At 68.7% G+C, this 12,866-nt stretch carries 12 protein-coding genes; 7 read left to right on the top strand and 5 right to left on the bottom strand.

The annotated features are described in order from the left end of the window. Positions 1–147: 147 nt before the first annotated feature. Both ACJ8AN_RS20970 and ACJ8AN_RS20965 read left to right on the top strand, forming a co-directional pair. Entirely contained in the window at positions 148–948 is an 801-nt protein-coding gene (locus ACJ8AN_RS20970; protein WP_407757177.1) for a lysophospholipid acyltransferase family protein, read from the top strand. Positions 949–951: 3 nt separating this feature from the next. After that, positions 952–1,929: an SDR family oxidoreductase gene (locus tag ACJ8AN_RS20965; RefSeq protein WP_407757176.1), complete on the top strand. Its 978-nt coding sequence runs from the start codon at positions 952–954 to the stop codon at positions 1,927–1,929. Positions 1,930–1,933: 4 nt separating this feature from the next. Here the strand turns inward: ACJ8AN_RS20965 and ACJ8AN_RS20960 are convergent, their stop codons facing one another. Together ACJ8AN_RS20960 and ACJ8AN_RS20955 are read right to left on the bottom strand one after the other, a co-directional pair. Then, a complete protein-coding gene (locus tag ACJ8AN_RS20960) occupies positions 1,934–2,560 on the bottom strand; it encodes a DUF4276 family protein (protein WP_407757175.1) in 627 nt (208 codons plus the stop codon). Beyond that, positions 2,557–3,744 (bottom strand): AAA family ATPase, encoded by a 1,188-nt coding sequence (locus tag ACJ8AN_RS20955; protein WP_407757174.1) that lies wholly within the window; start codon positions 3,742–3,744, stop codon positions 2,557–2,559. Before ACJ8AN_RS20955 ends, ACJ8AN_RS20960 begins: the two co-directional genes overlap by 4 nt. Positions 3,745–3,964: 220 nt before the next feature. Between ACJ8AN_RS20955 and ACJ8AN_RS20950 the strand changes: the two genes are divergently transcribed. Next, a complete protein-coding gene (locus ACJ8AN_RS20950; protein WP_407757173.1) occupies positions 3,965–6,262 on the top strand; it encodes a DUF4139 domain-containing protein in 2,298 nt (765 codons plus the stop codon). Beyond that, complete coding sequence (locus tag ACJ8AN_RS20945) at positions 6,262–7,815, top strand: mucoidy inhibitor MuiA family protein (protein WP_407757172.1); 1,554 nt, start codon at positions 6,262–6,264, stop codon at positions 7,813–7,815. The genes ACJ8AN_RS20950 and ACJ8AN_RS20945 overlap by 1 nt, the downstream gene beginning before the upstream one ends. Positions 7,816–8,010: 195 nt before the next feature. Here the strand turns inward: ACJ8AN_RS20945 and ACJ8AN_RS20940 are convergent, their stop codons facing one another. The 3 genes from ACJ8AN_RS20940 to ACJ8AN_RS20930 all read right to left on the bottom strand — a co-directional run bounded on the left by ACJ8AN_RS20940 (position 8,011) and on the right by ACJ8AN_RS20930 (position 9,752). After that, a complete protein-coding gene (locus tag ACJ8AN_RS20940; protein ID WP_407757171.1) occupies positions 8,011–8,628 on the bottom strand; it encodes a LysM peptidoglycan-binding domain-containing protein in 618 nt (205 codons plus the stop codon). Between the two features lie 224 nt (positions 8,629–8,852). Continuing rightward, complete coding sequence (locus ACJ8AN_RS20935; protein WP_407757170.1) at positions 8,853–9,581, bottom strand: MaoC/PaaZ C-terminal domain-containing protein; 729 nt, start codon at positions 9,579–9,581, stop codon at positions 8,853–8,855. A 6-nt stretch (positions 9,582–9,587) separates the two neighbouring features. Then, positions 9,588–9,752 (bottom strand): hypothetical protein, encoded by a 165-nt coding sequence (locus tag ACJ8AN_RS20930; protein ID WP_407757169.1) that lies wholly within the window; start codon positions 9,750–9,752, stop codon positions 9,588–9,590. A gap of 158 nt (positions 9,753–9,910) precedes the next feature. Between ACJ8AN_RS20930 and ACJ8AN_RS20925 the strand changes: the two genes are divergently transcribed. The 3 genes from ACJ8AN_RS20925 (at position 9,911) to ACJ8AN_RS20915 (ending at position 12,717) form a co-directional block, all read left to right on the top strand. Beyond that, the gene (locus ACJ8AN_RS20925; protein ID WP_407757168.1) at positions 9,911–11,479 is read left to right on the top strand and encodes a CocE/NonD family hydrolase; all 1,569 of its coding nucleotides are present in this window, start codon (positions 9,911–9,913) and stop codon (positions 11,477–11,479) included. Between the two features lie 121 nt (positions 11,480–11,600). Further along, positions 11,601–12,218, top strand: a complete 618-nt coding sequence (locus ACJ8AN_RS20920) for a hypothetical protein (protein ID WP_407757167.1) — start codon at positions 11,601–11,603, stop codon at positions 12,216–12,218. Positions 12,219–12,345: 127 nt separating this feature from the next. After that, positions 12,346–12,717, top strand: coding sequence for a multiprotein-bridging factor 1 family protein (locus ACJ8AN_RS20915; protein ID WP_407757166.1), 372 nt, complete (start codon positions 12,346–12,348; stop codon positions 12,715–12,717). Positions 12,718–12,866: the final 149 nt, after the last annotated feature.

Below are 12,866 nucleotides of genomic sequence, written 5' to 3'. Positions count from 1 at the left end.
ATTCCAGTAAAATGACGGGAGGGCCTGATATTCCTGAATCTTGGATTAGCCCAATGAAATTAACTTTTCAGGGAAAACACAAGATGAGGGAGAGTGGGTGGGGAATCTGACACGATGGTGCGCCCAGGCAGCGGAGGGGGAGAAGGCGTGAAGCCAGCGGACTCGGTGAAGGAGCGCGTGGATCGGCTGGAGCTGCCGTTCAACGCGTATGGCGTGGACCCGTACGGCGTGTCCAAGTGGCACCTGAGCACCGTCTTCCAGGTGATGAGCTTCTTCTACCGGCAGTACTTCCGGGTGAAGTGCCAGGGGATCGAGCACGTCCCTCCGCGAGGACGGGGCATGCTGGTGGGCAACCACTCGGGCGGAGTGGCGGTGGACGGGGCGATGATCATCACCTCGTGCTTCCTGGAGATGGAGCCCCCGCGGCTGGCGCAGGGCATGGCCGAGAAGTTCATCAACGCCATGCCCATCGCCTCCACGTGGACGAGCCGCTGCGGCCAGTTCCCCGGCCTGCCCGAGCACGCGGTGCGCCTGCTCGAGGAGGACCGGCTGCTGATGGTCTTCCCCGAGGGCGCGCGAGGCACCGCGAAGCTCTACCCACAGCGCTACGAGCTGGTGGACTTCGGCACGGGCTTCATGCGCCTGGCGCTCAAGACGCGCACGCCCATCATCCCCTTCGGCTTCCTCGGAGGCGGAGCGGCCATCCCCACGGTGGCCAACCTCTACCGGCTGGGCCGGGTGCTCGGGGTGCCGTACGTCCCCGTCACGCCCTACGTGCTGCCGCTGCCCCTGCCCGTGCCGCTGGAAATCCACTATGGCGAGCCCATGCATTTCGAGGGCACGGGCAACGAGGACGACACGGTCATCCAGGGCTACGTGGAGCAGGTGAAGGCGCGCATCGCGGAGATCATCGAACGGCGCCGGCACGAGCGCTGGGAGGGGCGTTGAGCCATGAGGGTCCTCATCCTCGGCATCAGTGGAGCGGTGGCCCAGCGCGTGGCGCTGCGGCTGCGGGACAGCGGTCACACGGTGATGGGCATCGACACGAGACCGTGGGAGGACGCGCCCTCGGACATCGAGCTGCACCGGGTGGACCTGCGCAAGCGGCCGGCGGAGGACGTGTTCCGCACGCGGCGGCCCGAGGCGGTGGTGCACATGGCCACGGTGACGTCGCTGCGCGTGCAGGGCGAGGAGCGCCACCGCATCAACCTGGGCGGCACGCGCGTGGTGTTCGAGCACTGCCAGGCCTACGGGGTGAAGCACGCCGTCTTCGTGGGGCGGCACACCTTTTACGGAGCGGCACCGGACTCGGCGCTGTACCACACCGAGGACGAGCCACCGAAGGAGCTGGCCTCCTTCCCGGAGCTGGCGGACCTGGTGGCCGCGGACCTGTACGCCTCCACGGCGCTGTGGCGCAACCCGGAGCTGACCACGTCGGTGCTGCGCGTGTGCTACACGCTGGGGGCCTCGGCGTCGGGCACGCTGGCCACGTTCCTGCGCGGCCGGCGGGTGCCCATGGTGGCGGGGCATGATCCGCTCTTCCAGTTCATGCACGAGGACGACGTGGCGGCGGCCATCGCGCTCACGGTGGAGAAGCGCGTGCGCGGCGTCTTCAACGTGGCCGGCCCCCAGCCGCTGCCCCTGTCCGTCATCGTCCGCCAGGCCCAGCGCCAGCCGGTGCCGCTGCCCATGATGGTGCTGCGCCAGCTCATCGGCCGCTTCGGGTTGCCGCGGATGCCCCCCGGAGCGCTCTACCACCTGCAGTACCCCATCGTGGTGGACGCGCGCGCCTTCCGGGAGGCCACCGGCTTCACCCACCAGTACGACGAGGTGCGGACCATCCAGTCCTTCCTGGAGTCTCACCCGCCCCCGCGCCCCCGGCGGGAGGAACTTTTCGACAAGCTCGAAGCCCTTGGGGTGCTGAGGTAATCGCTCACGCCATGGCCGATTGCGCCAGGACCAGCATGTCCTGGAGCAATCGGCTCAGATACGGGCACTTCGCCTGCGCCACCTCGGGAGACAAGTCCGCGAACAGGTTCGCCCCATCGATGACCTTCTTGTAGGACTTGCCCAGCTTCTCTTTATACAGACGCTCCAGGAGCATCGCCGGGGGCTCGTTGAAGTTCACCGACTCCGGCTGGTTGCACTTCCCCGGGAGCGCCTTGCTCACGGCACCAGGCAGTAGCTTTGGCTCCGCGAGAATCCAAGCCTCTGTTTCATGGACTGCGAAGTGCTGCCGGAAGTTCGGATGCGCTACGTCCTTCTCGAACCGGGCCTTGGCCCACTCGTACCGCTCCGTCGCCGTCACCTTGTCAGGCGGATAGAACGTGGGCCCGTAGAGATCGAGCAATCCAATTCCAGCGATCACGTCGCTCCCCGCCTTGCCTCCCAGGTTGAGGGCAACCTTCTTGGCGATCTCGTCACGATAGTGACTCCAGCCCTCGAACCGAACGACCTTGATGCCCACCTTCTGAGGGAGCCGTGCATCCAGCCAGCGCTTCAGGAAATCAGGGAGAGCCTTACGCTCGGTATGACCCTCGACGAAGAGGACGAACTTCATACCAATCCCTCGAGCTCGCCCGAGCGCATGAGCGCTCCCAGGCGATACTGCTCCGTCCAGCGGCGCAACTCCTCGCCATCAAGAACGGAGAGGCGCGTCTCTCCCTCGACCATGCTCGTCACCGTCGTCGTGGGCAGGGCCACCTCCGAGAACGCATCGAGCAGGTCGGCCGAGTGCGTCGAGAGGATGACCTGCGTCCGCTGCGCGGCCTCCGCGGCGAGCTCGGCGACAATGGGTAGCATGCTGGGATGCAGCCCGGCTTCCGGCTCGTCCACGGCGATCAACTCCCCCGGATTCGGGCTCGCGAAGATGGCGATGAGCAGGAGGAAACGAAGCGTTCCATCAGACAGGTTCGCCGCGGACTGCTCCATCTTGAGCGACCGCCAGCGAAGCCGGAGTTGGACGCGCTGATCCGCTGCTGGTGGGAAGACCAGTTCTTCGTAGTCGCTTCCGAAGGCAGCACGCATGGCGGAATCCAGCGACCGCTTGAACTCCCGATTCCCGCTGTAGAGCGTGTGAAGCACCGGGATGAGGTTCTGCCCATCAGACGCGATCCGATCCTCCACACGCGCCACTGCTGCCTGACGGAGTGGCGCCTGCTGATCGACACGGAGGTCGTGGTAGATGGACCACCCCAGCATGCTGTCGCGGAAGGCGACGATGGACGGGTTGTCGAATGGGGCAGCGAATGTCGACAGGAGCGCATGCTCGTTCAGGAGGCTCTCGGCTGAAGCAGTACGCGCCCCTCCTCCTTCATCCAAGGTGACAACCTGCCCTGGAACACGCGACAGGAGGAACACCGCACGCTCCGCATCATCGATGGCCTTCCCCTCCAGCATCTCGCGCGCGATACGGTAGGCACTCGTCTCTCCCAGTCGTTGGAGCTGGAGTTCGTACGTGAGCGGACCCCTCTCCAATCCCTTCGGAAGGCTGTTCGGTTCAGACCTTACGAACCACCACAGTTCTCGCGCCTGCCCATCCCACAAGAGTTGCGTGATTCCCCCCTGGCGGAGGATCTCCTGCGGCAGGTCACCCCGTGCGCCGTGCTGAAGCAGGGAGAGGGCACGCAGCAGGTTGGACTTCCCCGAGCCGTTGGGGCCAATGAGCACATTGAGCGAGCCCGGCTCCCACGTCACATCCTTCAGGGACCTGAAGCCCTTCACCTGTAGCTTTTGAATACCCACGAGACTCCTCTCAAGCGCCGGGTGTGCTCCGGGGTCTGCTCCGGCGGCCAACCTAGGGAGGTGATACCAGTGCGTCAACAACGCACGCTCCCGGGTGACACCCAGGTGTTCTGACAACCTCTCCCGTAACCCCTGACCGACCCGCTGCCCTGGGCCTCGCACTCGGGCCCCCATCCCGGCTAGCCTCCTCCCGGTTGCTGTCTCGACCGAGGGGGCTTCAATGGTCGTCATTCCTTCCACGCTGGATGCGGTCACCCTGCATGCCGAGGGCGCGCTCTGTACGCGCCTGGCCGCGGTGCCGTCCGACAACGGGCGGCTTCCCCGGCAGGTGCGCATCGAGGGCCTGCCGCTGGGCCTGCGCATCGGCACGCTCCGGGCCGCCGTGCTGAAGGGCCCCGCCGGGCTCCAGGTACGCGACCTCCGTCCCGCCTACGACGTGCGGCTGCCTCCCGAGGCGGATATCCCCGCCGCGCAGCGCGCCCTGGAGGAGGCCCAGGAGAAGCTCACCGGCATCACCGCCGGGCTCGAGCGCGTGCAGCGCGACATCGCCGCCCTCCAGAAGCTCAAGCCCTCCTTCCCTCCGCGCAAGAAGGACGAGCCCCACGAGCCGCGCGAGGCATCCCTCACCGCCATCCTCTCGCTCGCGGGCTTCGTCGACACGGAGCTCGCCACGCTGCAGGCCCGCCAGCTGGAGCTGGAGCGACAGCAGCGCGATACGGCGGAGGAGGTGCAGTTGCTCCAGCGCCGGTTGCAGGAGGGCTCATCCGCGGTGCGAGGCCAGCGCGCGCAGCTCTACCGGGCGGCCGTCATCACACTCTCGGAGGTGGACGGGGCGAACGAGGGCGCGCAGCTCGCGCTCGAGTACGCGGTGTTCGGCGCCCGCTGGGTGCCGGGCTATGACCTGCGGCTGCCCCAGACGCTCGACGGGGGCACGCTGCGCATGCGCGCCTCCATCATCCAGCGCACCGGCGAGGACTGGAGCAACGTGCGGCTGTCGCTGTCCACCGCGCAGCTGGAGCGGCGCGCCGACGTGCCCGAGCTCAAGGCCCTGCGCATCGGCCGGCACCAGCCCGCCCCGGCCCGCTCGGGTTGGCGCGAGCCCCCGCCGGGACTCGACGAGTTGTTCGCCGGCTACGACACGGCGCGGCCCCCGAATCCCCAGCGCCCCCAGGGCAAGCTGGAGCGCTCCCCGGTGCGCGAGTTCGCCATGCCTCCACCAGCGAAGTCCGTGCCGCAACTGGAACCGATGGCCGTCGCGGACGGGGCCCCCTCGCCCACGTTCGCCCCTCCGCCTCCGCCCGCCGCCGCGATGCCCATGCGCGTGTCCCAGTCCATGCCCGTGCTGGCCGCGCCCCCCGTCGCCCCGAGGACCTCGGGCAGGGGCGCCTTCCTCGGAGGAAGCGCGCCCCCCGCTCCCGGCGCGCCGCCTGCCCCCAAGAAGAAGAGCGCGAACCTGCTCAGGCGCCGTGACGCCGGCAGCGACGACTCCCGGGAGATGATGAAGGACTCCGCCGAGGCGGAGATGGCGCCTCGCGACGAGGATTTCGACGATTCCTACCTGAGAGCAGCGCCCGAGGGTGGCGGTGGTGGCTACGGAGGCATGCCCGAAGAGCCCCCCGAGGAGCTGGCGCCCGCGGGAGACCTGCTCGATTACGGCAACCTGGAGCTGGGCGGCGCGGACCAGCCGGCGCAGCGCGGGCGGTTGCAGCCCCAGCCCGAGAACATGTCGCGCGAGCTGCTCATGCTGATGGGCGTGCACGTGCGCGTGGATGTCTTCGCGTTCGTGGCCCAGTACGAGCGCGAGGCGGCCTCCGTGCAGCACATGGCGCTCCCGGCCTGGAGCGTGCCGCCGCGCCAGTCCACGCCGCACTTCGACTACCGCTTCGACGTGGAGACGCGCGCGGAGGTGCCCTCGGATGGCGTGTGGCACACCGTGCCCGTGTTCTCCGCCCCGGTGGGGCTGAGCGCCGAGTACGTCTGCGTGCCCTCCATGGAGTCGCGCGCCTTCCGCACCGTGAAGCTGGAGAACCGCACGCCGCACGCGCTGCTCGCGGGCCCGGTGGACGTCACGCTCGGCGACGAGTTCCTCATGACCTCGCCCCTGCCCACGCTCGCCCCCGGCGCCACGCAGCGGCTGGGCCTGGGCGTCGAGGAGTCCATCAAGGTGTCGCGCAACACGCGCTACGACGAGGCCTCGAGCGGCGTCTTCGGCGGCTCCAACATGCTCACCCACCACGTCAGCGTCGAGCTGGCCAACCGCACGCCTCAGCGCGTCACGGTGGAGGTGCTGGAGCGCGTGCCCGCCCTGCCCCAGGCGGAGAAGGACATCAAGCTGGAGGAGTGCGAGGTGAAGCCCGCCTGGAGCAAGCGCTCGCTGCTGCCCGGAGAGACGCCCGTGGAGGGCGAGCGGGCCTGGAAGGTGACGCTGCAGCCGGGTGAGACGCAGGCGTTGAACGCGACGTGGGCCGTACGGATTCCCTCGAACAAGATGCTCGTGGGCGGCAACCGGAGGACATGATGAGCACCCCCATCCAACTGCCCGTCGTCAAGGTGACTGTCCTCGAGGACCGCGCGCTGGTGGAGCGCCGAGGAGACGTGGTGCTGCCCGCCGGACCCCAGCGGCTGCGCGTGGAGGGACTCTCGCCGCTCGCGGTGGACCGGTCGCTCCAGGCCCAGCTCACCGGGGGCACCGTGGCGCAGGCCCGCGTGAGCCGCACCTGGAAGGAGAAGCCCCGCGAGGGCGCGCGCGAGCAGAAGACGCAACTGCGCCGCCGCGTGGAGGACCTCGAGGCCGAGTGGAAGCGCGCCCAGGCGGACGAGCACCGGCTGCAGTCGCGCCTGGAGGTGGTGAACGTAGCGCGCGAGGACGTGCTGCGCTCCATCGCCGAGCTCTCGGGCGCCGGCCGCGCGAAGCCGGAGTCCTGGCACGAGCAGCTCGAGACGGTGCGCAAGGAGTCCACCGCCACCGAGGAGGCCCTCCGGAAGGTCCGCCTGCACGCGGAGGAGACGCGGCGGCGCATCATCGAGACCCAGGCGGCCATCGCCCGGAGCGAGCAGCCGGAGCCGGAGCTCATCACCGCGGCGGAGATGGAGGCGTCCCACCCGCAGGGCGGAACGGTGTCGCTGCGCGTGACGTACCTGGTGCCCTGCGCCGTGTGGCGGCCGGCGTACCGCGCCACGCTCGCTCCGGCGGAGAATGGCGAGGCGGTGACGCTCGAGTGCGAGGCCGTGGTGTGGCAGCGCACCGAGGAGGACTGGAAGGACGTGGAGCTGCTGTTCTCCACGGCCCGGCCCACGCTGGGTGCCTCGCCACCGCGGCTGGTGGAGGACTGGCTGCGGCTGCGCGACAAGAGCGAGCAGGAGAAGCACACGGTGGAGGTGTCCATCCGTGAGGAGGTCATCCAGACCACCGGCGAGGGCGGCGCCACCCAGGCCGAGTCCATGCCGGGCCTGGACGACGGCGGTGAGGCCCTGACGCTCAAGGCCTCGCACCGGGTCACCATTCCGAGTGACGGCGCGCCCCACCGGGTGCCGCTGTTCCAGTTCACCGCCCCGGCCATGTCCGAGCTCATCGGCTACCCGGAGCACTCGCCGCTGGTGCACCGGGTGGCGCGCTTCGACAACCGGGGACCGGCGGTGCTGCTGGCGGGCCCGGTGGAGCTGGTGCGCTCGAGCGGCTACGTGGGCCGCACCCAGCTCAAGTTCGCGGGCGTGGGCGAGAAGCTCAAGCTGGGCTTCGGCAGCGAGGACACCCTGCGCATCGCGCGGCTGGTGGACGAGAAGCTGGACACGCAGCGCATCACCGGCAGGCGCACGCGGACACACCAGGTGAAGCTGTTCCTCTCCAACACCGGCACCCGGGCGGAGAAGGTGGTGCTCGAGGAGCGCATGCCCGTCTCCGAGGTCGAGGCCGTGGAGGTGAAGCTGCTCCAGGAGCAGACGAAGCCCGCCCCCGCGAAGGTGAGCGAGGACGGCATCGTGCGCTTCGAGCTCGCCGCCCCACCCCGCTCGCAGCAGGAGCTGGCCTTCGCCTACTCGGTGGCCAGCTCCGCCAAGGTGGCCGGGCTCTAAGCCAAGTGGGGAAAGTCCTGTCAGGGTGCTCTCGGCGCAAAGAACGAGGCACCTTCCGGTCGCGCTTCGTCCCGACTGGTACGACCATCGGACCAGTTGCGGGAAAACGCGCCCGGACCCTCCCCCCTGACAGGACTTACCCAATCTGGCTTAGAATCAGGCCGCGCCCGGACGCGCGGCCTCCTTCAGGCTCCGTCAGTAGCCGACGTAGCCCTGACCCTTGTCGAGCCCCTGGATGCCGGGCACGTTGGACACCGAGCCATAGCGCTCGACGGCGTAGCGCACGCCCGCGATGATGTTGTCCACCGGGTTGCGGATGTTGTCGTGGCCCGCGAGCTTGTACGCGTCGAACGTCGGCTGGATGGTCTGCATCAGGCCGATGGACGGGTGGCCATCCTTGGCGTTCTGGTCCCAGAGGTTGATGGCATTCGGGTTGCCGCTGGACTCGTGCTCGATGATGCGGGCGATGTCCTGCGGGTTCATCTTGTCGGCCGGCACGCCCGCGGCGCTCAGGGCCTTCTGGGCCTCCTTGATCCAATCACCCACCTGGCCCGCGGGCACGTCGCCCACGGGAGCGCTGGCCTGCGCGCCCTTCGAGCCGGAGGCCCCGCCATCGAGGTTGACGCCCTTGGAGCCGGGCTTCGCGGAGACGAACTCATCCTTGCTGCCGGGGATGTTGAGCTTGTCACCCGCGAAGATGAGGTTGGCGTCCTTGATCTGCGTATTGGACTTCATCAGCGCGTCGACGCTGGTGTGGTAGCGGCTCGCGATGCTGTTCAGGGTGTCTCCGGACTTGATGCGGTAGTCGCTCATGGCGGTGTCCTCGGGAATCGGTGGGTGCAGCGATGCCCGACACCAGAGCAGGAGATGTGCCAAGGGCTGCCCACCGCCCACCGCCCTCACAAGTCCTTGATTCCATGTGTCCGCACTCCAGTTCCGGCCGTCCCCCGGTGACAGGAGTCACCCCTTGGGGGCCGGGGGCGCTGGTGACTGCCGTCACCCCTGGTGACTGCTGTCACCACCCCGGCCCGCGAGCCTCAGTCCGCCCCAGGCATCAGCCGGCCCAGGACATGAGGTTGGCCGTCCTCGGACCTCACACGATAGGCGACGCCTCCCGCCTCCGCCGCGGTCTGGAACACCACGCGCGAGGGCAGCAGCAGCGGGCGGCGGAACTCCGAGACGAGCGTGAGCACGGGCGCACGCGCGGGCTCGCCCAACTCCGCCACGCAGCGGCCCACCGTCCACATGCCGTGCGCGATGGCGCGCTTGAAACCAAAGGGCCGCGCCGTGAGGGCATTCAGGTGGATGGGGTTGTAATCCCCGGAAGCACTCGCATAGCGCCGTCCGGTGTTCCCGGACACCGTCCAGGGCTCGGAGCGGCTATGGGCGAAGAGCGGATCCTCCTCGACAGCAGGGGCCGAGCCGCCCTTGGGCCGCTCCTCGCGCGAGCGCTCGCTGGCTCCAGGCAGACGGCGCAGCATGGTGGTGACGGCGCTCCACACGAGCACTCCGTCCTGCTCCACGAGGGTGTGCAGATCCAACTCGCGTCCCTGCCGGACCTCGCGCTGGCCCTCCACCCAGACGTGCACGGAGAGCGAGGCACCCTCCTCCAGCCGCCGGTACTGACGGATGAGGTTGCGCACGTGGATCATCCCGAGCAACCGGTAGGGAAACTCGGGGCGGTTGAGCACCGCGAGGTGGAGTGGCGTGACGAGCACCTGGGGAAAAGTCAGCGGCAGGTAGCCGTCCTCGGGGAAGCCGCACACCTCGCGTTAGCGCGCGAGCTGCCGCGGGTCCGGAGTGAGCTGACGGACGCGCGCCTCGAGCCGGGGCACCTCACCGGGGCGAGCGGGACGGCGGGCCACGGCGGCGCGCAGCAACTCCCTGGCGAGCGACGGAGGCGCGGCGAGCTCGAGGACAGGTGGAGAGACGGACAAGGGTTTGGCTCCTGAGGGCACGGGGTGGAGCTTCCCCGGGCCGGCCTCCGCAATCGAGTGTGTTCGGCTACCTATCATCCCCCCCGGGCTTGTTTGCTCCACTGCGCCCGGGTCATGAGCTCGCCGGTCCCAACCCCCCCACCCGATGGAGACACTCCATGTCCTGGCTGCGTGCAATCGCCATCTCGGCCATGTTCCTGTGGCTGAGCCTTGGTGCCAGCCCCGCTTCCGCATCATCCTTCCGCACCGTCGACGTCATGGCCCGCGACGGCGTGGTGCTGACGGGAAACGTCTTCACCCCCGACACCCCGGGACTCCACCCGGCCATCATCTTCATCACCAGTTGGGCCACGCCCAACCTCGAGTACCTCGCCCAGGCCCAGCAGTTCGCCGATGACGGGTACGTCGTGCTCTCGTACACCCCGCGTGGCTTCTATGCCTCGGGCGGATACATCGAGACGGCCGGCCCCAAGGACGTCAGCGATGTGACCGACGTCATCAATTGGCTGCTCGCCAATACCCCCTCGGACCCGGCACACCTTGGCGCGGCGGGCATCTCGTATGGCTCGGGGCTCAGCCTGCTCGGCTCCGCCTTTGACTCGCGCATCCGCGCGGCGGCCGCCCTGAGTACGTGGACCGATCTCCAGTACTCGCTGCTCTCCAACCAGACCCGCCACCTGCAGGCCGCGGGACTGTTGCAGCTCGCCGCCGACCTGACGGGGCGGCCCTCGCCGGAGCTGCAACAGACGCTCTCGGACTACTTCGCCAACCGGAACCTCTCCGGGGTCGCCGCCTTCGCGCAGGTGCGCGGCGCCGCGACGTACATCGATCGCATCAACGCCAACCGCCCCGCCATCCTCATCGCGAACGCCTACGGTGACAGCCTGTTCGCGCCCAACCAGCTCACCGACTTCTTCACCCGGCTGTCGGTGCCCAAGCGGCTCGAGCTCCGCCCGGGCGACCACGCCATCCCGGAGCTGACCGGCATCCTCGGCCTGCCCAATGACGCCTGGCTCAGCGTGCACCGCTGGTTCGATCAGTACCTGCGGGGCGTGAACACCGGCATCACCCTGGAGAAGCCCGTCCAGCTCCAGCCGCGCGGCCAGGATGGCTACGAGGCCTACTCCTCGTGGAGCAGCATCTCGACGAGCACGGCGCGCTACTACCTGGGCCAGGTGTACTGGTGGGGCGAGGGCGATCTCCTGTCGGGCTCACAGACGGGCTGGAGCTATACGATCGCCGCGGGTGACGACACCTACGCCAATGGCGGAGCCGTGCTGCTGACGAATGGCGCCGAGGCGCTCACGGGCGAGCCCCCGACGGTGTGGATTCCCTCGGTGGACTCGATGAACGCGGGCATCTGGGAGTCGGGCGGGCTGACGAGCGCGCGGCGTCTGCGCGGGGCCGCGCACCTGCACCTGACGGTGACGCCCGGCAGCTCCGGACAGACGACGGTCATCGCCTACCTCTACGACACGGACGACTACGGAACCGGGAGCCTCGTGACGCATGTGGCGTACACGCTCCGAGGAGCGGTGGCGGGCCAGGCGTACACCGTGGACACGGACTTCCCGGCCACGGCCTACGATGTGCCGAGCGGCCACCGGCTCTCGCTCGTCATCGACACCGTGGACCCGCTCTACGCGGACCAGGCAGCGCCGTTCACCACGGTGAAGTTCTCCTCGCCGTTGGGCAATCCGTCCTACGTGTCGCTGCCGCTCAAGTAACGCGAGAGCAGAGGAACGGCGGGGAGAGCGAACGCCCCTCCCCCTCTGGATACGGCTCCCCACTCTTCGCTATATGCCTTGCGGGCCGCCGCCACCTGCAGCGGCCCCCAAGGAACCGCACATGAACCGTTTCGTCGCCGTTGCTTCGTTCTTCGTCGCCGCCCAGTCCCTGGCCGCCGAGCCGTCCGCCGCTGCCCCGGTGGATTCCAAGGCCGCCTTCGAGCGCCTCAAGACGCTCGCGGGCGACTGGCAGGGCCAGGCGAGCCATGGGCCCCAGCAGAGCTTCCCCGCGACCGTGACGTACCGGCTCGCGTCCAACGGTACGGTCGTCATGGAGACCCTCATGCCGGGCACGCCGCACGAGATGATCTCCATGTACCACCTCGACGGTGGGGAGCTCGTGATGACGCACTACTGCGGCATCGGCAACCAGCCGCGAATGAAGCTGGACACCACCGCCTCCACCCCGAATGAGCTGAAGTTTGCCTTTGTCGGCGGCACGAACCTGGACCCGGCGAAGGATGGCCACATCCACGCTGGCGCGCTGAAGTTCGACGGCCCGGCGCTGCTCGCCGACTGGACGTTCTGGGCCGGCGGCAAGGAGATGGGCCACAACGTGTTCAATCTCAAGCGCGCCTCGGCGACCACGGCCGCTCCCGCCTCGGTGGCCGCTCCCGCCCCCGCGGCCGCTCCGGCTCCGGCGGCCAGGCCCGCGGCGGCACCCCAGGCGAAGCACTGACGAGCGCAGTGGGTGGACCTGCGACGTCTTGTTTGTGGATGGGACTCTCTCGGAGTCCACACTTCGAGACGGATGACCCTCTACCGCGGAGATAGGGTCCTCGCACCCTTCGTGGTAGATGGGGCCCATGGACGAACAACTCCAGCAGCATCTGGGACAAGTCGCTCGTGTTGCACGGGAACGCCTCGGCCTCACGCAGGTCGAGCTCGCCGAGAAGCTCCACCTCGTGCCCGAGGTGTACGGAAGAATCGAACGGGGGATGCTGATACCGTCCATCCTGACCGTCTGGCGGCTCAGCCTCGCCCTGGGAGTCTCGTCCGACGTGCTGCTGGGGGTGCTCCCCTTCCAGGGCGAGGCCACGCTGGGTTCCGCTTTCCCAGAGGGAAGTCCCTCGCCGGAGCTGCGCCGCATCGTCCACCGGCTCCGCACCTGGCCGCCGGAGCGGCTGAGGGTGCTCGACAAGATGCTGTCGGTGCTCGGGTCTGTCTTCCGGGCGTAACCGGGGCAAGCCCAATTCATGACGCGGGTGGGCCGGCGAGAGGCTCATCAAGAGGGGGCGAGTCCGTTCTCGGGACTGAGAGCTGGGTTCCCCCCTTCATGGTTGACAATGCCGCAGCCTATCCTTCAGGGCTGTTCCACCTGAGGGGA

Source organism: Archangium sp., from assembly GCF_045802675.1.
Taxonomy (GTDB): Bacteria; Myxococcota; Myxococcia; order Myxococcales; family Myxococcaceae; genus Archangium.
This window is presented reverse-complemented; position numbering and strand designations above follow the sequence as displayed.

Coding starts and splice junctions, on each gene's coding strand:
- ACJ8AN_RS20965 (WP_407757176.1), top strand. CDS start 952: ATGAGGGTCCTCATCCTCGGCATCAGTGGAGCGGTGGCCCAGCGCGTG.
- ACJ8AN_RS20960 (WP_407757175.1), bottom strand. CDS start 2,560: ATGAAGTTCGTCCTCTTCGTCGAGGGTCATACCGAGCGTAAGGCTCTC.
- ACJ8AN_RS20950 (WP_407757173.1), top strand. CDS start 3,965: ATGGTCGTCATTCCTTCCACGCTGGATGCGGTCACCCTGCATGCCGAG.
- ACJ8AN_RS20945 (WP_407757172.1), top strand. CDS start 6,262: ATGAGCACCCCCATCCAACTGCCCGTCGTCAAGGTGACTGTCCTCGAG.
- ACJ8AN_RS20940 (WP_407757171.1), bottom strand. CDS start 8,628: ATGAGCGACTACCGCATCAAGTCCGGAGACACCCTGAACAGCATCGCG.
- ACJ8AN_RS20925 (WP_407757168.1), top strand. CDS start 9,911: ATGTCCTGGCTGCGTGCAATCGCCATCTCGGCCATGTTCCTGTGGCTG.
- ACJ8AN_RS20920 (WP_407757167.1), top strand. CDS start 11,601: ATGAACCGTTTCGTCGCCGTTGCTTCGTTCTTCGTCGCCGCCCAGTCC.
- ACJ8AN_RS20915 (WP_407757166.1), top strand. CDS start 12,346: ATGGACGAACAACTCCAGCAGCATCTGGGACAAGTCGCTCGTGTTGCA.